This window comes from Aeromonas sobria, from assembly GCF_000820145.1.
Classification (GTDB): domain Bacteria; phylum Pseudomonadota; class Gammaproteobacteria; order Enterobacterales; family Aeromonadaceae; genus Aeromonas; species Aeromonas sobria.
The window spans coordinates 429,244-450,171 of the sequence record NZ_CDBW01000006.1 but is presented as its reverse complement, the minus strand read 5'-3'; the positions used below and the strand labels follow the sequence as shown (position 1 = coordinate 450,171).

Genomic DNA, 20,928 nt, shown 5'->3' with positions numbered 1-20,928 from the left:
AACAGGCTCCCGACTGACTTCACGCCACCCATGCTGCTCGGCTTGAGTCATGCGCCGAGCTCATTATCGCCCTGCTTCGCGCGAAGGACGCGACCTTATCCCCACGCGTGAAGCCAGGGCCACAACAGCACAGTGCATAAGAACCAATAAAAAAATGCCAGTCAGGATTAACTGACTGGCATTAGCCATCATGGCTTCCGTTTTTATCCCTTATCCATCAACCGCTCAGCCCGCCCTGGCGGCACTCATCCTGGCTTTGACCATGCCAAACACCATAGGCAACAGCGAGATAGCGATAATGCCGAAGATCAGCAGGGTAAAGTTGTGACGCACCACTGGCAGGTTACCGAAGAAGTGGCCCGCGTAGACAAACGACAATACCCACAACAGACCGCCGACCAGATTGAACGTCAGGAAACGCGGATAGGTCATGGCACCCATCCCCGCCACGAACGGTGCAAAGGTACGCACGATAGGCAGAAAACGGGTGATGATAATGGTCTTGCCACCATGCTTGGCATAGAAGGCGTGAGTCTTATCCAGATAGTCGCGACGGAAGATTTTTGAATCCGGGTTGCGAAACAGCTGCTCACCGAAGAAGTGTCCGATGGTGTAGTTGACCACATTACCCAGCACGGCAGCCACGATCAGCACGCCCGCCAAGGTATGCACATCAAGCACACTGCCCACGGTCAGCGCTCCGGCAGCAAACAGCAGAGAATCACCGGGCAAAAATGGCGTCACCACCAGCCCGGTCTCACAGAAGATGATCAGAAACAGGATGGCGTAAACCCACACGCCATAGTTTTCGAACAGTTCTCTCAAATGCACGTCAACGTGCAGAATAAAATCGATAGCAAACAGGATCAGATCCATTTTTCCATACTCATAAAGTGAACGGCGTGGAGTCTACGCCAATGCAATCCGGGTCACAATCACCTGTTTGCGGGCTTTTTAATCAACGAGCAGACAGACTCAATAAATGCCTTGCATCACCAGGTCATTCACCCTGCTGCAACCCCTTTCTGACCTGTTCTGGCAGACAACGCTCCCAGCCCCACAGCAACACCAGCAATAAGGTCATGTCATCAAGCCACCCCAGCAGGGGCACCACATCGGGGATCAGATCCACCGGACTGATGCCATAAAGCAGGATAAGGATGACCAGCCCTTTGGCCCACCAGGGGGTGGCCGGATGACGAAAGCCCCGATAGAGACGGCGCAGGCGTTGCCAGACCAGCCAGCGTTTCGCACTCATGATGCGATCAACTCGCCACGCAACCGCTGGATCTGATCCCGCAGCGCAGCGGCCTGTTCGAACTCCAGATCCCGTGCATGCTGGAACATCTGCTCCTCCATCCGCTTGATCTCTTTGGCAATCTCGCTGACCGAACGGGCATGGTACTCCCCTTGTGGTTCAGCCGCCTTACGAGCGCCGCGACCCGCTTTGCCGGCAGTGCGGCTGCTCCCGATGTCCATCACATCCCCCACTGACTTGTTGAGCCCTTTAGGGGTGATGCCGTGCTTGAGGTTATGTTCATGCTGCACGGCGCGGCGGCGATCAGTCTCCTCGATGGCAACCCGCATCGAGTTGGTGATGGTATCCCCATAGAGAATGACCCGACCGTTGAGGTTGCGCGCCGCCCGACCTATGGTCTGGATCAGCGAGCGAGTAGAGCGCAGGAAGCCCTCTTTATCCGCATCCAGAATCGCTACCAGCGACACCTCCGGCATGTCGAGACCTTCCCGCAGCAGGTTGATCCCCACCAGCACATCGAACTTGCCAAGGCGCAGATCGCGAATAATTTCCACCCGCTCCACCGTATCGATGTCGGAGTGAAGGTAACGCACCCGGACATCATGTTCTGCCAGATATTCGGTCAGATCCTCCGCCATCCGCTTGGTCAGGGTGGTCACCAGCACCCGCTCAGTCACGGCCACCCGCTTGCGGATCTCGGAGAGCAGATCGTCCACCTGAGTGGTCACCGGCCGCACCTCGATCTCGGGATCGAGCAGGCCGGTGGGACGCACGACCTGCTGCACCAGATCGCCGCCAGATTTCTCCAGCTCGTAGGGGCCCGGGGTGGCAGAGACAAACACCGTCTGCGGCATCAGCGCTTCGAACTCGTCAAACTTGAGGGGGCGGTTGTCCAGCGCCGAGGGGAGCCTGAAGCCATACTCCACCAGGGTCTCCTTGCGGGATCTGTCTCCTTTGAACATGGCGCCGATCTGCGGCACAGTGACGTGGGATTCGTCGATGATCAGCAGGCCATCTCCCGGCAGGTAGTCAAACAGGGTGGGGGGCGGCTCCCCCGGCGCACGGCCGGAGAGATAGCGACTGTAGTTCTCGATGCCGGAGCAGTAACCCAGCTCCTGCATCATCTCCATGTCGAACTGGGTACGCTGGCTGATCCGCTGCTCCTCTACCAGCTTGTTCAGTGAAAACAGCTGCTCACGCCGCCCGCGCAACTCCTCCTTGATATGCTCGATGGCACCGAGAATGGTTTCGCGCGGGGTCGCATAGTGGGTCTTGGGATAGATGGTGTAACGCACCACCGTCTGCTCGATGGCACCGGTTAATGGATCAAACTGGGAGAGCCGCTCTATCTCCTCGTCAAACAGCTCCACCCGCAAGGCCAATTTGTCTGATTCGGCGGGATAGATATCGATCACCTCCCCTCGCACCCGGAAGGTGCCGCGCTGAAAGGCCATGTCATTACGGGTGTATTGCAGCTCGGCGAGACGACGCAGGATATCCCGCTGATTGATCACATCCCCCACCTTGAGGTGCAACATCATGCTGAGGTAGGCCTGGGGATCCCCCAAACCATAAATGGCCGACACCGAGGCGACGATGATCACGTCCCGCCGCTCCAACAACGCCTTGGTGGCCGACAACCGCATCTGTTCGATGTGATCGTTGATCGAGGCATCCTTTTCTATAAAGGTGTCGGTGGTTGGCACATAAGCTTCAGGCTGGTAGTAGTCGTAGTAGGAGACGAAATATTCTACCGCGTTGTCGGGGAAAAACTCCTTCATCTCCCCATAAAGCTGGGCTGCCAGGGTTTTGTTGGGGGCCATGATCATGGTGGGGCGATTCAGGGTGGCAATCACGTTGGCGATAGTGAACGTCTTGCCAGAGCCCGTCACCCCGAGCAGGGTCTGCTGGGCAAGGCCGGACTCGATGCCATCGAGCAGCTGGCTGATTGCCGCTGGCTGATCGCCGGCAGGTTGAAACTGGCTGACTAGTTTGAACAATTTGCTCATGAACACTCCCGACACAAAACCGCAGAAGCGCAGTGTAACCGAGGGTTTGGCACCGGTACACACAGGCGCGCTGCCCGTGCGTCTCCTGCCGAGAATGGCTTGACCCCCTAAGACTGCTTCTGTATAGTGCTCCTCCTTGCCTGATGTTCCCCCGTAGTTCAGTCGGTAGAACGGCGGACTGTTAATCCGTATGTCACTGGTTCAAGTCCAGTCGGGGGAGCCAATTCCTCACCATCTCGGTGCAAGTTATCCACTTTAGTAGCCTCTCCTTCCGATTTTAATGCACAAGTCCCCTCTTGCTGCAGGCTTCCTCTTTTGTTACCTATCCATGCGCGACAGTGTTTTCTGCCGTCGCATCTAACTATATGATTTTTATACCAACTTTTTTAATGCGGTATTTTTTGAACAGTACTTGCATCCCAGTACTGGCGCGGCTTTCCGGTCAATGCGCAAGATTCATTAACAGGGTTATCCACAGATTCTGTGGGTAACTGCAGCAATCCCTGTCAGGACGCGGGATTGCCAGTAATCCCACCCTGCTGGGGTACTTTTCACCCATCAACCTGATTTTATGCTGTTTTGCCAACGCACTCATGGCCCTCTGCTACAGGGCTCTTTTGACCCTTTACTCCGATCTCTTTTCGCCAGACCTTGGTGCATCAGCGATCGGGTAACAACGGCACCACTTTCGTCCATCACCAGCAGCCTGTGCACCTGGTTGAATCTGCTGAAACAGAGCTGGGAGGTACGTTAAAGCAGCACAATCTAAAGTGGCCCCCCTCCCCCCGTGATGATCGCGGGTCATCAGCAGATTTCACTAATTGACAGCCCGACTCTCAGCAATAAACACTAACTTTCAACCATCCGCTTTACTGTCAAACTTCTTGCCGGTGAAATAGTGTCTGATAACTCCCGATTAATCGGTGGCTTGCGCTTCTTTATTGGCGATAGTTCCGGCACAATATCGACCCCACTTTTCTCTCGGTTTCCCCGGGCATGACCATAGATTTCGTGACACTGCTACATCAAAGTGACTCCCTGCTGCTATTCGTGGTATTGGCCTTTGGCCTGCTGCTTGGCAAAGTACGGCTTGGCAACTTCCAGATTGGTAACACCATTGGCGTGCTGTTTACGGCCTTGCTGTTTGGCCAGATGGGCTTCGAGTTTACCGCCACCACCGAAAACGTCGGTTTTATGCTGTTTATCTTCTGCGTGGGGATAGAGGCTGGACCGCATTTTTTCAGTGTTTTCCTGCGCGATGGCATCCACTACATCACCCTGACTCTGGTGATCTTGCTGACCGCCCTGCTACTGACGGTGGGGCTGGCCAAGTTCTTCAACCTGGGGCCGGGCATGGCAGCGGGGATCCTGGCGGGTTCCCTCACCTCCACCCCGGCGCTGGTGGGTGCCCAGGATGCGCTGCGCAGCGGCCTGCTCAATCTGCCCCATCAGACCGATATGCAGGCAGTACTCGATAATATGGGTATCGGTTATGCACTGACCTATCTGGTGGGACTGGTGGGCTTGATGCTGGTGGTGCGCTACCTCCCCTCCCTGGCACGGCTTGATCTCAACACCGAAGCCCAGAAAATTGCCCGTGAGCGAGGGCTCTCTGATAGTGACAACCGCAAGACCTATCTGCCTATCATCCGCGCCTATCGGGTCGGTCCCGAGCTGGCAGCCTGGATCGGTGGCCGAACCTTGCGCGAAACCAGCATCTACCCGCACACCGGCTGCTATGTCGAACGGATCCGCCGTAACGGCATTCTGGCCAGTCCCGATGGGGATGCCGTTATTCAGGAAGGGGACGAGATTGCACTGGTGGGGTATCCCGAAAGCCACGAGAAGCTGGACGTCAACTACCGCAACGGTAAAGAGGTGTTTGATCGCAACCTGCTTGACCTGCAGATCGTCACCGAAGAGATCGTGGTAAAGAACGACTCGGTGGTGGGTCGTCATCTGGTGGAGCTCAACCTCACCGAGAAAGGGTGCTTCCTCAACCGGGTGGTGCGCTCCCAGATCGAGATGCCGTTCGATCGCAACATCATGCTGCAAAAAGGCGACGTGTTGCAGATCAGCGGCGAGAAACAGCGGGTCAAACTGCTGGCCAACAAGATCGGCTTTATCAGCATCCACAGCCAAACCACCGATCTGGTGGCCTTCACCACCTTCTTTGTCCTGGGCCTGCTGATCGGCTCCGTCTCACTGGTGTTTGGCCAGCTTGAGTTTGGCCTGGGTAACGCCGTCGGCTTGCTGCTGGCGGGAATCCTGATGGGCTATCTGCGTGCCAACCACCCGACGGTCGGCTATGTACCGCCAGGCGCGCTACGCTTGGCCAAAGATCTCGGTCTTGCGGTGTTTATGGTGAGTACCGGCCTCAAAGCCGGTGGCGGCATCCTGGATCACCTCAGTGAGGTGGGCATGGTGGTGCTGTTCTCTGGCATGCTGGTGACCACCTTGCCGGTACTGGTTGGCTACCTGTTTGGAGTCTGGGTATTGAAGATGAACCCGGCTCTGCTGCTCGGGGCCATCACCGGCGCCCGTACCTGTGCTCCGGCGATGGATGTGGTCAATGAGGCGGCCAACAGCTCGATTCCAGCCCTTGGCTACGCGGGCACCTATGCGGTGGCCAACGTGATGCTGACCCTGGCAGGCTCCTTTATCATCGGTTTTTGGTTCTAGCCAGCCGTCATCTGATCATCCATATGCAAAAAGGGGAGCCTGGCTCCCCTTTTTGCTAATTCCCTAAATTGATGGAGCTTGAATGGAACCCATTAAGGCTCGGTGATCTGAACACCACCATCCCCTTCAAGTCTGCATCAGGGGCACGTTGCTTCACCCCATCACCAGCAAGCCTCAATAGCACAGATTGCTGATTAACTGTGGCTCTCTCACTTTTTAACTACTTGTAGGCTCGCCCTTCCAGATAGTGTTTGCGGCACAGCGACACATAGCGATCGTTGCCGCCAATCTCCACCTGTTCACCATCACGCATCACCTGACCCGCTTCGCTCACCCGCGAGTTCATGTGGGCCTTGTTGCCGCACCAGCAGATGCTTTTCAACTCTTCGAACTTGTCGGCCAGGCAGAGCAGATGGTAGGAGCCCGGGAACAGCTCGCCCCGAAAATCGGTCTTGAGGCCATAGGCCATCACCGGAATATCCTGCTCATCGACGATGCGCGCCAGCTGGTAAACCTGCTCACGGGTCAGGAACTGGGCCTCATCGACGATAAAGACATCGATGGCTTTCTCTGCATGACGCACCTTCACCATTTCAAACAGATCGCAGCTATCGCTAAATACATCCACTTTCAGCTCAAGACCAACCCGGGCACTGATCACCCCGACGCCAAAACGGTCATCAATGGCCGGTGTCATCGCCAGCGGGTGCATGCCCCGCTCCAGATAGTTGAAGTGCGCCTGAATAAGCTGGGTGGATTTGCCTGAATTCATGGTGGCAAATTTGTAGTGCAGTGAAGCCATGATACTGTTCCGAAACTGAATTTATGGGGCGCATGCTAACCAAAGCCCCTGACAAAACCAAGGGGCCCGTAGGCCCCTGCGCGTAAAGTGTATTTTATGTGCGTTATGCGGTTGCCAAGACGGCATGGGTTTTCGCTTTCCGCAGATGATAAGTGGTAAACACCACAAACCAGAGTGCGCTCACGCTAAAACCGGCCAACACCGAGTGCATCATGCCCATGGCCAGATAGCCGATGGCAGCACCGAACGCAATAGCCAGCGCATAAGGCAGCTGGGTCATCACGTGGTCGATATGATGGCAACCGGCACCGGTGGCCGACAGGATACTGGTGCTGGAGATGGGCGAGCTGTGATCGCCGAACACAGAGCCAGCCAGCACGGCGGCTAGCATCGGCAGCATCAGGCTGATGTCGCTGGCAGCGGCCATGTCACCGGCCAGCGGCAGCATGATGCCGAAGGTGCCCCAGCTGGTACCGGTGGCAAACGCCATGGCACAAGAGAGGACAAAGACCACCGCGGGCAGCACTTCGACCGGCAGATTACCATTGGCGAGCGAAGCCAGGTATTTGCCGGTCTCCACATCACGCACCACGGCACCGATGGTCCAGGCGAACAGCAAGATATTGATCGCCGGCAGCATGGCCATGACACCTTGCGGCGCAGCCTTCATCCAGTTCTTGGCACCCAGCTTGAGACGCATCGCCAAACCGATGGAGACCACCAGACTGCACAGTGCGCCATACACCAGCGAAGAGCCGACGTTGGTGTTTTCGAACGAGCCGAGCACGCTGAACGGCAGCCCCTTCTCGCTCAATACAGCAGCACCGGAGTCAATCATGAAGTAGACGGTCGCCAGGGTCAGGGTCAGGATCGGCAACACCATGTCGATCATGCCGCCGTTGCTCTCCTCCGGGCTCTCCATGTCCAGACCAATGGGGCGCCCCTTGGACTCATCCCACAGCTTGCCTTCCAGTGCCCAGGCTTCGTGCTGACGCATCGGGCCGATATCAAGCTGAAACGCAATCACCACCAGCACCATGATCAGGGTGAAGACGGCGTAAAGGTTCATCGGGATCATCTCGACAAACGCCGCGATGGGGCTCTGATCCGTCAGGCCATGCGCCGCCAGGATGCCGCCAACCAGGGCGATGATATAAGCACCCCAAGAGGAGATGGGCATCAACACACAGACAGGCGCGGCGGTCGAATCCAGCAGATAGGCCAGCTTGGCACGGGAGATCTGGAAGCGGTCAGTCACCGGACGGCAGATGGCACCCACCGACAGACTGTGGAAGAAGTCGTCGATAAAGAAGGCAAACACCATCATGCCGGTGAGCGCTTTGGCCCCCTTGCGGGTCTTGGCGCGGCGCTCGGCCCACTCGGCAAAAGCACGGGTGGCGCCCGACACGCTCATCAGACTGATGAGCCCGCCCAGCAGCAGCATGAACAGGAGCATGTTGACGTTGTCACGATTGAGCGCACCGTCGACCCAGAAGATCTTGAGCACGGTATTCAACATGTAATGCAGGGAGTCGAGAGGGGAAAACTGATTGAGCAGCAGGCTGCCGGTCACGATACCGACGCCAAGGGACAGCAATACACGACGGGTTGTGATCGCCAGAGCGACAGCTAACAAAGGGGGAAGTACTGACCAACCGGAGTCGGCAAAATGACTAATGTCCATGATCTCTTTGCACCTAAAAAGACAGGTGGAGATCTACCGAGAGGATCTAAAGAAACAAAACCTATGGGGAGGTTATACTCCTCAGCCCCTTCAGGTAGCGCTCCATAGTGGATGACTATGGCAGTCCTGCATCTGTTAGGTGCAGAACCAGCAGCCCGGTATGATGGCCTGGCCACTTCGGCGCTGACTCCTTTCCTTGTGCATCCCAGGCATCACCCTCCGCACAAATACTCATAGGCAGCGCGCCTCTACTTAAAGGTATTCGCCGGTCATTCTATCGACATGGCAGCTTATAGCAAGTTTTTTGATTAAATGTTCATGATAAAAACATCAACACCGATAATTGGTAGTCAAATGATGCAACAATCCCAGTTTTGGCGCTATTTTCATCTATTATGGTTTCATAGGTATCCAAGCCTCATACATAAATTTCTGCGTATGGTATATCCACGGCAAGTGACTCCTCCTCGATATAATATTTTGCACTTCTTGACTTATTTAAATTGCCACGCAAGAATCAGGAGGAAATCTATATTCCCCTCTGACTCGGCGTGGTAAATTGTATGAATGAATTTTTTAAGGTACTGCTTAATATCCGCAGTCTGCGTGCAACCTGCCGCGAACTTTCTCTGGAGCAACTGGAAGAAGGACTGGAAAAACTTTCTGCTATCGTCGCAGAACGTCAGCAGGATGAATCCGCTGGGCGTCAGGCACGCGAAGAGCATCAGCGTAAGATTAACGAATACAGCGAAATGCTGAAAGCGGCTGGTATTGATCCAGCAGAATTGGTTAACGTTGTCGCTACCGCTCCCGGTAAATCAGAGAAAGCCAAGCGCGCGCCACGTCCAGCCAAATATCGCTATCAGGATAATGGCGTAGAAAAAACCTGGACCGGCCAGGGTCGTATGCCTTCGGCAATTGCCAGCGCCGTGGCAGCAGGTAAATCACTGGAAGATTTTGCTATCTGACCCCACTTGCTTTGCCAATAAAAAACCTCGCCTCGGCGAGGTTTTTTATTGGCGGTTAAACGTGAAATATCAGATAGCCGATTGCGGGCGATCTGCGGCCTTGACCCACACGACTTCACGCTCCCCCGCCACACAGATGAGATAGCGGGCAACGGTAAAGAACCAGTCACTCATCCGGTTCAGATAGGGCAAGACCTCGGGATTAACGCACTCTGCATGACTCAATGTCAGCAGCAAGCGCTCGCAATGCCGTACCAGGGTACGCACCACATGTGCCTGCGCCGCGGCACGGGAACCACCGGGTAATATAAATTGACGCAGCGGTAGCAATGGCTCGCTATAACGATCGATCTGCTGCTCAAGACGAGTCGTCCAGGCTGCATTGACTTGCCAAATAGATGGATTCTGGGCAGCACTGGAGAATGCCAGCTCGCCCCCCAGATCAAACAACTCCTGTTGCAGCAACTGCAAGTCAGCCAATAAACCGGCCTCTTGCGACGGCACGTCACAAATCAGCAGGCCGATATGGGAGTTGAGTTCATCGATATAACCGTAGGTTTCGACCCGCAAATGGTCCTTGGCCAGCTGGATGCCATCGGCCAGCCGAGTCATGCCCTTGTCACCCTGCCTCGTATATATTCTCATACCGACATCCTGTTAATAATGGGAATAATCATGGACTCGAGTCCATTGAGTTTGATCTCGTAAGCCAACGCCAGGGTCTGGCCCAATTTACCCGCCGGAAAACCGCTGCGTGCCATCCACACCAGATAGGGCTCGGGAATATCGATGATACGCCGCCCCTGATATTTTCCGTAAGGCATCTTGTTGGTCAGGGTCAGTAGCACCTGTTCGTCGGATAGCCAATCCATATTAATCGATATCCAGATATTTATGAGTCTGGATTGAAAGTCGCCAATTACGGGCGATACAGGTTTCCATCGCCAATTGGGTGGCCCGTGGTTTCTGACTAATCGGCTGCAAGGCAATGACCACATCCGGACGCAGGGCCGCGGTCGCCAGCAGCGCATCCAGCTCTTCAATATGGTGCTCGGTTGCCACCGGATGCTTGATCTCGTTGGCCCGCGCCAGCGCCGAGACCAGCACAGGCAGTCCCCCTTTCATGCCAATCTTGGGGGAGACAGTGACCCAGGTCTGCTCATGGGTCTTGATCTCGCTGGTACCACTGGTTTCAATCTGCACCTGATAACCCGCCGCCAGCAGTGCTGACGAGAGTTCGTGCAGATCGTAGAGACAGGGCTCGCCACCGGTGATCACCACATGGCGCGCCTGATAACCCAGATCGCTAAAGCTGGCTATGATCTGCGCGGTGCTGAGTTGGCTCCAGCAATCGGATTCGTTGGAGCGATCCAGCACCGCCTCTTGACCCACTTCACGAGCCGGATCAACAACCCAGGTATGACGGGTATCGCACCAGGGGCAGCCCACCGGGCAACCCTGCAGGCGAACAAAGATGGCGGGCAGGCCGGTAAAGATGCCCTCCCCCTGGATGGTCTGGAAAATCTCGTTGATTGGGTAGTGCATCTCGATCACGGCTTGTTGCAAAAGTCGCGGATTATACCCCAAGCCACGGCAAGACGCAGGCTCACTCTGCGCTTTTCTCACCCAGCCCGGTTTTTTCAAACAGCCTGGTCATGATGCCCGCCTTGTCAGCCAGATAGTTGTTCAGACCGCGACTGCGCAGCTCGCAAGCCGGACAAGTGCCGCAACCGTCACCGGCAATGCCGTTGTAGCAGGTCAGGGTCTGTTGGCGCACCGTGTCGAGGTGACCATAGTGATCCGCCAGCGCCCAGGTCTCGGCCTTGTCGAGCCACATCAAGGGGGTTTCAAAACGGATGCCGCGACCCAGCCCCAGCGAGACCGCTTGGTTAAGGGCCTTGACGAACTCGTCACGGCAATCGGGATAGCCGGAGAAATCGGTCTCGCACACCCCGGTGATCACCGCTTCGGCGCCGACCTGATAGGCATAGATGGAGGCCAGGGTCAGGAACAGAATATTGCGACCCGGCACGAAGGTATTGGGCAGGCCATTATCCTGCAGCTCGCAGCTGACCGGAATGTCGTCACGGGTCAGGGCAGAGACCGCCAGCTCATTGAGCAGCGTCACATCCATCACCTTGTGGGCGGCGATCCCCAGCGCACTGCCCAGACGGCGCGCGGTGTCGATCTCTTCCCTATGACGCTGGCCATAGTCAAAGGTGATGGCGTGCACTTCGTCATACTGCGCCAATGCCTGCACCAGACAGGTGGTGCTGTCCTGACCGCCACTGAAAACCACGACTGCTTTTTTCATCTTGATAACTCCTTGAAATGTCACGAGCGGCGGCCTTCGGCAAAGTCCTGCCACTGGGTATTCAACCGGTTGAACAGGGTCAGTAAGGGCGCATAGCGCTCCGGCCTCCCCTCCCACCGGGACAAGAGGTGATAGCCCGCCTCTATGGTAGAGAGGGCATCGGGAAAGGGTTTCTTGCGAATGGCATATTGACCGGCAATGGCGCCAATGCCGATGCGGGGCAAGCGGGCCAGTGCCGGGTTGCTCTGCAACATGCGATAGGCTTTGCGCCAGGTGCCATCGAGCAAAATAAAGGCGACGGACGCCGCGTCGGAGGGTTCACTCTCCCGCTGTTGGCGAAGATCGGTCAGCGAAATGGCATCCTCATCCGGCCAGAGTAGATAGCAGCGACGGGAAGTGTCTGTGAGCAGTGCGTTGAGCCACTCATCGCGGGAAAAGTCCTCCCCCACATGGATCTCGCACTGCAGCAAAGAGGCCGCCAGCAGCGCCGCAGTGCCCTTGGGATGTGCCACCTCGTTGGGGTGCTGCAAGATGTAGAGAGGCGTGTGATTGTCAACCGCCACAATATAATCGCACAGGCAGGCTTTGAGGGCTCGGGTGCAACGTGTACAGTATCGACTGTTCTTGTCGTTGGGCTGTTTCATGTTGTCAGACAAATCTGGATTGCTCTGGGTTATCACGCTCTCTCTCACCAGCTTGCTACTCTTCTTTACCGTTCCCAATCTTCAGCTCTCCTTCGATCGGCCCTTGATCGCCGAAGGCGAAGGGTGGCGGATCATAACAGGCAATCTGGCCCATACCAATCTGTGGCACCTGCTGCTCAATCTGGGCGGCCTCGCCATCCTCTATAGCCTGTTTCGCGACTACCTGGGTCAGGCTCGCCTGCCGCTGCTGATGTTGCTGCTCTGGCTGGCAGTGGGCTTGGGGATCTGGTGGTGGTGCCCGCAGACCCAGTGGTACATGGGGCTATCCGGCTCGCTGCATGGCTTGTTTGTCTGGGGGGCGATGCAGGATATCCGCCACGGACGCCGCACGTCGGGCTGGCTGCTGCTAGCGGGGATGGGGCTCAAGCTGGTGATGGACTTCTACAACGCAGGAGATAGCCCGATCGCCACCCTGATCAATGCCAGGGTACACATCGGATCTCATCTTATCGGGGCAGGTGCAGGCCTGTTGCTTGGCCTGCACCGTGTATCACTGAGTGAGCCTGTTACGCACCAGCCAGCTCGGCATTGATACTGGCCAGCATGGCGGCCGGATCGGTAGCCTGAGTAATGGGGCGACCGATAACCAGATAATCGGCACCCGCCTCGACCGCCGCTTTGGGTGTCATCACCCGGCGCTGATCACCCGCAGCCGAACCGGTCGGGCGAATGCCTGGGGTTACCAGCTTGAAATCTGCGCCCAGCAAGGCTTTCAGCTCATGGGCCTCGTTGGCAGAGCAGACCACCCCATCCAGACCTGCTGCTTTGGTCAAGGTAGCAAGCCGGATCACCTGCTCGGCCGGGCTCACATCCAGACCAAGGGGGATCATGTCGGACTGCTCCATGCTGGTCAGCACGGTTACACCGATAAGCAGGGGCGCCTTGTCGCCATAAAGCAGCAGCGCCTCTTTGGCGGCACGCATCATCCGCTCACCACCACTGGCATGCACGTTGACCATCCAGACACCAAGCTCGGCACTGGCTGCCACGGCTTTGGCAACGGTATTGGGAATATCGTGAAACTTCAGATCCAGAAAGACATCGAATCCCTTGGCCACCAGCTGACGTACGAACTGTGGGCCAAACAGGGTAAACATCTCCTTGCCTACCTTGAGACGGCACTGGGCCGGAGAGATACGTTCAACGAACGCTAAGGCATCTGCCTCGTGCTGATAATCCAGCGCTACCAGTACTTTGGGATCTTGCATCTCACATCCTATTGCTTGTTATTCACCGTCCAGACCACGGATCGGCTTGATGGAACCCCACTGACGACAAGACGGGCACTGCCAGAACAGCGAGTGAGTGGCAAAGCCGCACTGCCGACACTTGTGGGTTGACTTGATTTTGATCTGCGCGCCAACCAGCTGTTGCAGCAGTTCGAGACTCTCCTTGGCAGGCCCCTCCTCCGCACTGGCCAGCTGAAAACCCACCAACTGGTAAAAACCTTTCATCGATGGATGACGACGCAGCTGACGCAGCACCAACGAACGGGCCTGGCTCAGGCCGTCACGCTCTTCAACCAGCTTGGCAAGGGCCAGGGTCACACTGACACCGGCATGATCTTCCACCGCCTTTTCAAGCAGCGGGATCAACGCAGGCGTGCGGCCCAACTGCTGATAGCACTCGAGCAATTTGGGCATTGCCTCGGAGGCAAAGTCGATATCCTGCTCGAACACCCGCAGCAGCTCCTTGCTGGCCTGCTCATACTCCCCCTCTGCCATGGCGAGCTCAGCGAGGCGCAAACTGGCCCGGGCACATGTCGGATTGATACTGAGCGCCCGTTTGAGCTTGGCCAGCCCCTCCCCTTTATTGCCCTCACGCAGCGCGATTTCGGCTTGCTCGCAATAGAAATGGGAGATGGGGTCGGCCAGCTTCTTGCCCTGGAATTTTTGCAGACGCACCGCCACATCGATGGCCTTGTCCCAATCCCGCAACTGCTGATGGATGATCAACAGCTGTGCCAGCGCCGTCTCTTCATAGTCGCTGTCGTCACACAGCTCATTCCAGAGCGCTTCAGCACGGTCTAGCAAACCGGCTGCCAGAAAGTCGCGAGCCAGCTCCTGCAGGGCAAGTTGACGCTGCTCCCGGGTCAGTTGGCGGGTTACCAGGTTCTGGTGGATCTTGATGGCACGATCGACCTCCCCACGCTGGCGAAACAGGTTGCCGAGGGAGAGGTGTGTTTCGATGGTTTCACTGTCCACCTCAAGCAGCTGGATAAAGAGATCCACCGCCTTGTCGGATTCATCGGACAGCAAATAGTTGAGGCCCGCCACATACTGGCGGGAAAACTGGTTACTCTGTTTCTGGGTGTCCTGGCGAACACTCCTGCGGCCCATGTACCAGCCATAGCCGGCGGCAATCGGCAACAGCAGGAAAAGCAGTTCAAGCATGGAGGAACATTATTCCTTACCCGGTGAACGGGCCAGCTCCAACTCGCGGGATTGACGACGCATGGTGCGGTTGAGGGTGCGGTTTTGCATCTTCAGGCGCAGGAACAGCAGGCCAAATACCAGCCAGCCCAGCAAAAAACCGCCAGCGAAAAAGAAGCCCAACAACATGGCAAGTGAGAACTCACCCTGAGCGATCAGGTAATTGAACTGAACCAGCTGGCCATTTTGTGAACCCAGCGCCAGCGTCAGAATGAATGCCAACACCAACGGAATGAGTGCCAAGATACGCTTCATAAGAGCTCCCTGTCAGTATCTAATGAGAGGCTGATTATCCTTAAAATCGCAGGCAGACTCTAGCGTGAATGGGAAAAGAGTTTCAGAAACAAGACGATTGGCACAGGAATCCATGCCAAAAACAAAAAAGGCATACCTCAGGTATGCCCATTTCTACATTATTCGATGATGTTGACGCGCTCGCGCAACTCTTTACCAGGCTTGAAGTGCGGAACATATTTTCCGGTCAGTTCAACCTTGTCCCCAGTCTTGGGGTTACGTCCCACTCGGGGCGCACGATAATGCAGTGAAAAACTGCCAAATCCGCGGATTTCAATCCGGTCGCCGTTTTGCAAGGTCGACGCCATCTGTTCAAGGATTTCCTTGATGGCGGCTTCGACATCCTTGGCCGGCATATGCATGCGGCTGGATGCCAGTTGTTCGATGAGATCTGATTTGGTCATAACGTTAAATCTCCTTCCCCGATCACATGCAATATTCATTTATGCCAAGATAAAAAAGGGCGGCGCAATGCCGCCCTTTTTATGCATCAAGGATTACTCACCCTTGGCGGCTTTGAATGCTTCCATCATAGCATTGCTGAACACAACTTCTTCTTGTTGGTTCAGGCTATCGATAGCAACACGCTCATCAGCCTCGTCCTTAGCACGGACAGACAGGCTTACAGTGCGGTTCTTACGATCAACGCCCATGAAACGAGCTTCAACTTCGTCACCAACAGACAACACCAGAGTGGCGTCTTCTACACGGTCACGAGCAGCGTCGGAGGCACGCAGGTAGCCTTCTACGCCGTCAGCCAGTTCGATAACGGCACCTTTGGCATCAACCTCGGTAACCTTACCCTTCACGATAGCACCTTTCTTGTTATCAGCCAGGTACTTGTTGAATGGGTCTTCTTCGATCTGCTTGACACCCAGGGAGATGCGCTCACGCTCCGGATCCACTTGCAGAACAACGGCTTCGATCTCGTCGCCTTTCTTGAATTCACGCACGGCTTCTTCGCCCTGGTTGTTCCAGGAGATGTCAGACAGGTGAACCAAGCCGTCGATGCCGCCATCCAGACCGATGAAGATACCGAAGTCAGTGATGGACTTGATCTTGCCAGAAACACGGTCGCCTTTAGCGTGAGTTTCGGCAAACAGCTGCCATGGGTTAGATTTGCACTGCTTCAGACCCAAGGAGATACGACGACGCTCTTCGTCGATGTCCAGAACCATCACGTCAACCACGTCGCCAACGTTAACAACTTTGGACGGGTGGATGTTCTTGTTGGTCCAATCCATCTCGGATACGTGTACCAAGCCTTCAACGCCTTCTTCGATTTCAACGAAGCAGCCGTAGTCGGTCAGGTTGGTCACGCGGCCAGACAGACGGGTGGTCTCCGGGTAACGCTTGGCGATAGCAACCCAGGGATCTTCGCCCAGCTGCTTCAGACCCAGGGATACACGGGTACGCTCGCGGTCAAACTTCAGAACCTTGACAGCAATCTCGTCGCCAACGTTGACGATTTCGGAAGGATGCTTAACGCGCTTCCACGCCATGTCAGTGATGTGCAGCAGGCCGTCAACACCGCCCAGATCTACGAATGCACCGTAGTCGGTCAGGTTCTTAACGATACCCTTAACTTCTTGACCTTCTTGCAGGTTAGCCAGCAGGCTTTCGCGCTCGGAGGTGTTCTCGGTCTCGATCACAGCACGACGGGAAACAACAACGTTGTTGCGCTTCTGGTCCAGCTTGATGACTTTGAACTCGAGTTCTTTGTTTTCCAGGTGAGCGGTGTCACGGATCGGACGCACGTCAACCAGAGAACCCGGCAGGAAGGCACGGATGCCATTCAGTTCAACGGTGAAACCACCCTTAACCTTGCCGTTGATGATACCGATAACGGTAGCTTGCTCTTCGTAAGCCTTCTCAAGCTGCAGCCAGGCTTCGTGGCGCTTGGCTTTTTCACGGGACAGCTTGGTTTCGCCGAAACCATCTTCGATAGAGTCCAGAGCTACGTCAACAGTGTCACCCACGCTGATTTCCAGCTCGCCCAGGGCGTTCTTGAATTCTTCAGCCGGGATGGCAGACTCGGATTTCAGACCGGCGTCAACCAGTACAAAACCATTTTCGATAGCAACGACAGTACCCTTGACGATGGAACCTTGACGGGTTTCAACGGAGTTCAGGGACTCTTCAAAGAGTTGAGCAAAAGATTCGATCATTGTTTATGTCACAAATGAAACATCCACTTGCAATCCGGCACAAGCGGGGCTGTTTTAAATAATCTGCGCCATCCATGGTGCAGACGACCGGATGTCAGCTTGCGCTGGCATCACCAAGTTGTTGCTCTGCATAGGCAAGTACTGTTGCCAGCACTTCCTCTATGCTCATGGCGGTAGAATCCACCACCAGAGCATCTTCTGCCGCTTTAAGGGGCGCTACGGCGCGATTTCTATCGCGGTCGTCACGTTCCCGAATCTCGGTTAAAAGACGCTCAAAGTTAACATCAAAGCCCTTATCTTGCAACTGCTTATAGCGGCGCTGGGCCCGTTCTTCAGCGCTGGCATCGAGGAAAATCTTCACTTCAGCTTCTGGAAAAACCACGGTGCCCATGTCTCGACCGTCGGCAATCAGACCCGGAGCTTGACGAAATGCCCGTTGACGACGTAATAACGCTTCACGCACCCGGGGAAAAGCAGCGATTTTACTGGCGGCATTACCCACCTCTTCGGTACGAATGGTTCGTGACACATCCTCCCCTTCCAGGATCACCTTCACGGCATCGCCTTCCACCTGAAATTGGACATCCAGATTGGCGGCCAGCGGCACCAGTGAGGCTTCACTATCCAACGCCACGTCGTGATGCAGAGCGGCCAGGGATAACACCCGATAGATGGCGCCGGAATCCAGCAAGTGCCAACCCAGCTTTTCAGCAAGCAGCTGACACAAGGTGCCTTTACCTGCACCACTGGGGCCATCAATTGTCATTACGGGGGCCATCTGAGGCATAATTTCTCTCCTGCACTGTGTTGCTCCCATCCCGAAGGGGTGGGTTAATGGGCGCCGATTATACCCGAATGTGATGTGCCTGGCAGTCATCAATCGGCACAAAGACTGAAAAGCGCCACTTCGTGGCAGTCCAGTATCACGTTTGGAAATTTCAGTAAGCAATGCAGGGACTTGTTCTTATGGTTGTTCCCGACAAGGCACGTTAAACTGGCCCCCCTTTTTTGAGCAGTGAGTAGTAAGGAGCAACCTATGAGCAGCGTTACCCTCGTGGCCAAATCCAAATTGCCAACCCCTTGGGGCACCTTCACGCTGGTAGGTTTTCAGGAAACCGGCACAGGCAAGGATCACGCCGCACTGGTGATGGGCGACGTTACCGGCGATGACCCTGTGTTGGGTCGTATCCACTCTGAATGTCTGACCGGTGACGCCCTGTTCAGTCTGCGTTGCGACTGCGGATTCCAGTTGCAAGCCGCCATGGAAAATATTGCCAAGGCAGGCCGTGGTGTCTTGTTATATGTGCGTCAAGAGGGCCGTGGTATCGGCTTGCTCAACAAGATCCGCGCTTATCACCTGCAGGATCAGGGGGCCGACACGGTCGAGGCCAACGTAGCCCTCGGGTTTGCTGCCGATATGCGCGATTACACCATCTGCGCCGATATGCTCAAGCAGCTCGAGGTGAAATCCCTACGCTTGATGACCAACAACCCGCGCAAGATGAAGGCGATGGAGTCCTTCGGCATTCCGGTCGCCGAACGGGTGCCACTGCAGGAAGGGCGCAATCCCCACAACGAGTTCTATCTGTCGACCAAGGCCAACAAGCTGGATCACATGCTAAAGAAGTGAGCATGCATTGACGAATTAGAGATAGTCAAACGCCTCCCATTTGGAGGCGTTTTTCTTGTGGCTGTCACACATCGACCCAAGCTATCGTTGGGGCACAGTCAGATTGGCCAGCAGCGCATCAAGCTCTTCACCAGTGCGGGCTGCGCAGCATTGATCGACCTGCACTCGGCTCAATTGCGGCGCGAGACGTTCAATCAGTTCGTACAGATAGCCGCACAAAAAGGCCCCTCTGCGCAGACCGATAGCGGCCACACCACCAGGTAGCCAGGGCACAGCTTTGAGCACCAGATCGCCATCGCGCTGGGGCTCCCAGGCAAAGGTTGCCATCACCCCAATGCCCATCCCTTGTCTGACATAGGTCTTGAGCACATCGCTGTCACTCGCGCTACAGGCGATCCGGCTCTCGGCATGGGCGCAATCGGTGCCATGAGCGACAGAGAGCGCCCTTCCATCGGTCACCAGCGCAAACTCGACCAGCTCGGCCGGGGTCAGCGATGTCGCTTTGGCCAACGGATGAGCCTTTAGCAGCACCAAGCCCCGTTGCCACTGAAAACAGGGAAGCATCAGCAGATCGCTCCCCTCTTGCGGATCATCAACAAGTAACAGATTGGCAACGCCATCAAACACGGCTGCACGGCACTGCGCCGCACTCCCCTGCATCACAGTTACGGCAACTTTGGGAAAGCGGGTCATGAAGCCCTTGAGAATGGCAGGCAGAATATAACGAGCCTGCAGATGAGTGGCCGCAATGGTGAGGGTTCCCTGCTCTGGATGCACATGCTGCTTGGCCATCACCTTGATGGTAGCGACCTTGTCCAGCACCTCGGCAGCCACTTTGATCACATCCCGACCGATGGGGGTGATCTGGGTCAGATGTTTGCCGCTACGCTCGAAGATCTGGATCCCCAGCTCATCCTCCAGCATCCGCACCTGTTTGCTGATCCCGGGTTGGGAGGTGAAGAGGCTCTCGGCGGTGGCCGACAGATTCAGCCTGTGGTTGGCTACCTCGACGATATAGCGCAATTGCTGCAGTTTCATGGTGTAGCCCTCAAGCGAACCCACCCTTAATAGTAACAAACTTTCAGCATTGGCCCGCCACCATCAGGCCGGGCGATCCTTGAGTAGAAAATCGCGCAAGGCACGGTTGGCCATGGAGAGCGGATCGCCACGCCGCCATGCCACGCAGAGATCGAGGTAGATAGGCGGGTCGAAGGGCACACCACTCAGATCCGGCTCCTCTTCCAGCACCATCCGCAAGAAAGTGGTCACCGCAAAACCTTGCCGCACCACCGCCTTGAGCAGAGGGATCAGATTGCTCTCAAAAGCGATGTCGGGCTCGACGCCAAGGCCCTGTGCCAGCGCCTCCATATGCTCCCGGTGGTAGAAACCACGGCGAAACAGCGCCAGCTCCTGAGCAAAAAACTGCGAGAGGGTCACGGCCGGTTCGCCGCGCAAGGGGTGATCGTCCCCCACCACCATCAGCATCTCTTCACTCAGCAGATGTGCCCCCTCGATGGCGGGCGGCAGATCACTGGTGATGAGAATGGCCAGGTCGAGGGAGCCATCCACCATCCGGCTGAGCAACTCGCGGGTGCCGGCCTCTTCGACCCGGATCTTGAGGCCGGGGTAGCGATGCTTGAAGGCCATCAGGCGAGGGGGAAAATAGTAGGAGCCCATCATATAGGGGATCCCGATCCGCACCTCCCCCCGCTCCAGCCCCTTGAGCTCTGCCATCTCGGACTCAGCCTGATGCATCTGCAGCAACAGACGCTCGGCATGGCGGCAGAGTACCTCCCCCTCCGGGGTGAGTCGTATCGCTCGGTCCTGCCGATCAAACAGCCGTAATTCAAGCTGCTGCTCCAGTTTGGCGATAGCCATGCTGATGGCCGGTTGTGCCACATGCAGACTGTTGGCAGCCTTGGTAAACGAGCCGGCATCCCTGACCGCCAGCAGATAGGTGAGCTGTTTCAGATCCATGTATCA

22 protein-coding genes, 1 tRNA gene and 1 riboswitch are annotated in these 20,928 nt (G+C 56.1%); of the genes, 5 read left to right on the top strand and 18 right to left on the bottom strand.

The genetic code is table 11. The annotated features are described in order from the left end of the window. Window positions 1–225: 225 nt before the first annotated feature. The 3 genes from BN1135_RS04570 to uvrB form a co-directional block, all read right to left on the bottom strand. Window positions 226–876: a DedA family protein gene (locus BN1135_RS04570; RefSeq protein WP_042019146.1), complete on the bottom strand. Its 651-nt coding sequence runs from the start codon at window positions 874–876 to the stop codon at window positions 226–228. A 124-nt stretch (window positions 877–1,000) separates the two neighbouring features. Continuing rightward, the gene (locus BN1135_RS04565; RefSeq protein ID WP_042019144.1) at window positions 1,001–1,258 is read right to left on the bottom strand and encodes a YkvA family protein; all 258 of its coding nucleotides are present in this window, start codon (window positions 1,256–1,258) and stop codon (window positions 1,001–1,003) included. Then, window positions 1,255–3,267 (bottom strand): excinuclease ABC subunit UvrB, encoded by a 2,013-nt coding sequence (gene uvrB / locus BN1135_RS04560; protein ID WP_042019142.1) that lies wholly within the window; start codon window positions 3,265–3,267, stop codon window positions 1,255–1,257. The genes BN1135_RS04565 and uvrB overlap by 4 nt, the downstream gene beginning before the upstream one ends. A 147-nt stretch (window positions 3,268–3,414) precedes the next feature. Between uvrB and BN1135_RS04555 the strand changes: the two genes are divergently transcribed. Both BN1135_RS04555 and BN1135_RS04550 read left to right on the top strand, forming a co-directional pair. Next, window positions 3,415–3,490 (top strand) — tRNA-Asn (locus tag BN1135_RS04555). Window positions 3,491–4,263: 773 nt separating this feature from the next. Next, a complete protein-coding gene (locus tag BN1135_RS04550; RefSeq protein WP_042019141.1) occupies window positions 4,264–5,949 on the top strand; it encodes an aspartate:alanine antiporter in 1,686 nt (561 codons plus the stop codon). A 220-nt stretch (window positions 5,950–6,169) separates the two neighbouring features. On the opposite strand, the gene BN1135_RS04545 is transcribed toward BN1135_RS04550, so the two are convergent. Beyond that, on the bottom strand, window positions 6,170–6,751 hold the full coding sequence (locus BN1135_RS04545) for a thymidine kinase (protein WP_042019140.1): 582 nt from the start codon (window positions 6,749–6,751) through the stop codon (window positions 6,170–6,172). A 103-nt stretch (window positions 6,752–6,854) separates the two neighbouring features. Beyond that, window positions 6,855–8,435, bottom strand: coding sequence for a Na+/H+ antiporter NhaC family protein (locus tag BN1135_RS04540; RefSeq protein WP_042019138.1), 1,581 nt, complete (start codon window positions 8,433–8,435; stop codon window positions 6,855–6,857). Between the two features lie 87 nt (window positions 8,436–8,522). Next, window positions 8,523–8,694: riboswitch (Lysine riboswitch) on the bottom strand. Window positions 8,695–8,998: 304 nt separating this feature from the next. Here BN1135_RS04540 and BN1135_RS04535 point away from each other — a divergent pair. Further along, window positions 8,999–9,403 carry an H-NS family histone-like protein gene (locus tag BN1135_RS04535; protein WP_042019137.1) on the top strand — a complete coding sequence of 135 codons (405 nt, stop codon included), beginning with the start codon at window positions 8,999–9,001 and terminating at the stop codon, window positions 9,401–9,403. Window positions 9,404–9,472: 69 nt separating this feature from the next. On the opposite strand, the gene BN1135_RS04530 is transcribed toward BN1135_RS04535, so the two are convergent. The 5 genes from BN1135_RS04530 to BN1135_RS04510 form a co-directional block, all read right to left on the bottom strand. Then, a complete protein-coding gene (locus tag BN1135_RS04530) occupies window positions 9,473–10,048 on the bottom strand; it encodes a cob(I)yrinic acid a,c-diamide adenosyltransferase (RefSeq protein ID WP_042019136.1) in 576 nt (191 codons plus the stop codon). Continuing rightward, a complete protein-coding gene (locus tag BN1135_RS04525; protein ID WP_005337126.1) occupies window positions 10,045–10,275 on the bottom strand; it encodes a DUF3820 family protein in 231 nt (76 codons plus the stop codon). Before BN1135_RS04525 ends, BN1135_RS04530 begins: the two co-directional genes overlap by 4 nt. Before the next feature lies 1 nt (window position 10,276). Beyond that, window positions 10,277–10,948, bottom strand: coding sequence for a 7-carboxy-7-deazaguanine synthase QueE (gene queE / locus BN1135_RS04520; RefSeq protein WP_042019135.1), 672 nt, complete (start codon window positions 10,946–10,948; stop codon window positions 10,277–10,279). A gap of 61 nt (window positions 10,949–11,009) precedes the next feature. Continuing rightward, window positions 11,010–11,717, bottom strand: coding sequence for a 7-cyano-7-deazaguanine synthase QueC (queC, locus tag BN1135_RS04515; protein WP_042019134.1), 708 nt, complete (start codon window positions 11,715–11,717; stop codon window positions 11,010–11,012). A 20-nt stretch (window positions 11,718–11,737) separates the two neighbouring features. Continuing rightward, a complete protein-coding gene (locus BN1135_RS04510; RefSeq protein WP_042019133.1) occupies window positions 11,738–12,361 on the bottom strand; it encodes a tRNA-uridine aminocarboxypropyltransferase in 624 nt (207 codons plus the stop codon). Here BN1135_RS04510 and rrtA point away from each other — a divergent pair. Next, entirely contained in the window at window positions 12,360–12,953 is a 594-nt protein-coding gene (gene rrtA / locus BN1135_RS04505; RefSeq protein ID WP_175479098.1) for a rhombosortase, read from the top strand. The two genes, BN1135_RS04510 and rrtA, sit on opposite strands and share 2 nt — an antisense overlap. On the opposite strand, the gene pyrF is transcribed toward rrtA, so the two are convergent. The 6 genes from pyrF to cmk all read right to left on the bottom strand — a co-directional run bounded on the left by pyrF (window position 12,928) and on the right by cmk (window position 18,102). Then, entirely contained in the window at window positions 12,928–13,629 is a 702-nt protein-coding gene (gene pyrF / locus BN1135_RS04500; RefSeq protein ID WP_042019132.1) for an orotidine-5'-phosphate decarboxylase, read from the bottom strand. The genes rrtA and pyrF overlap by 26 nt on opposite strands. Before the next feature lie 18 nt (window positions 13,630–13,647). Further along, complete coding sequence (gene lapB / locus BN1135_RS04495) at window positions 13,648–14,814, bottom strand: lipopolysaccharide assembly protein LapB (protein ID WP_042019131.1); 1,167 nt, start codon at window positions 14,812–14,814, stop codon at window positions 13,648–13,650. Between the two features lie 9 nt (window positions 14,815–14,823). Continuing rightward, window positions 14,824–15,108 (bottom strand): LapA family protein, encoded by a 285-nt coding sequence (locus BN1135_RS04490; RefSeq protein WP_042019130.1) that lies wholly within the window; start codon window positions 15,106–15,108, stop codon window positions 14,824–14,826. Window positions 15,109–15,266: 158 nt separating this feature from the next. Then, window positions 15,267–15,551, bottom strand: coding sequence for an integration host factor subunit beta (gene ihfB, locus BN1135_RS04485; RefSeq protein ID WP_033136607.1), 285 nt, complete (start codon window positions 15,549–15,551; stop codon window positions 15,267–15,269). A gap of 93 nt (window positions 15,552–15,644) precedes the next feature. Further along, window positions 15,645–17,315 carry a 30S ribosomal protein S1 gene (rpsA, locus tag BN1135_RS04480; protein WP_042019129.1) on the bottom strand — a complete coding sequence of 557 codons (1,671 nt, stop codon included), beginning with the start codon at window positions 17,313–17,315 and terminating at the stop codon, window positions 15,645–15,647. Between the two features lie 94 nt (window positions 17,316–17,409). Then, the gene (gene cmk / locus BN1135_RS04475) at window positions 17,410–18,102 is read right to left on the bottom strand and encodes a (d)CMP kinase (RefSeq protein WP_042019128.1); all 693 of its coding nucleotides are present in this window, start codon (window positions 18,100–18,102) and stop codon (window positions 17,410–17,412) included. Between the two features lie 249 nt (window positions 18,103–18,351). Here cmk and ribA point away from each other — a divergent pair, with 249 nt between their 5' ends. Beyond that, a complete protein-coding gene (gene ribA / locus BN1135_RS04470) occupies window positions 18,352–18,945 on the top strand; it encodes a GTP cyclohydrolase II (protein WP_042019127.1) in 594 nt (197 codons plus the stop codon). A gap of 81 nt (window positions 18,946–19,026) precedes the next feature. On the opposite strand, the gene BN1135_RS04465 is transcribed toward ribA, so the two are convergent. Together BN1135_RS04465 and BN1135_RS04460 are read right to left on the bottom strand one after the other, a co-directional pair. After that, the gene (locus tag BN1135_RS04465; protein ID WP_042019125.1) at window positions 19,027–19,983 is read right to left on the bottom strand and encodes a LysR substrate-binding domain-containing protein; all 957 of its coding nucleotides are present in this window, start codon (window positions 19,981–19,983) and stop codon (window positions 19,027–19,029) included. 63 nt (window positions 19,984–20,046) lie between these two features. Next, the gene (locus BN1135_RS04460) at window positions 20,047–20,922 is read right to left on the bottom strand and encodes a LysR family transcriptional regulator (RefSeq protein WP_042019123.1); all 876 of its coding nucleotides are present in this window, start codon (window positions 20,920–20,922) and stop codon (window positions 20,047–20,049) included. Window positions 20,923–20,928: the final 6 nt, after the last annotated feature.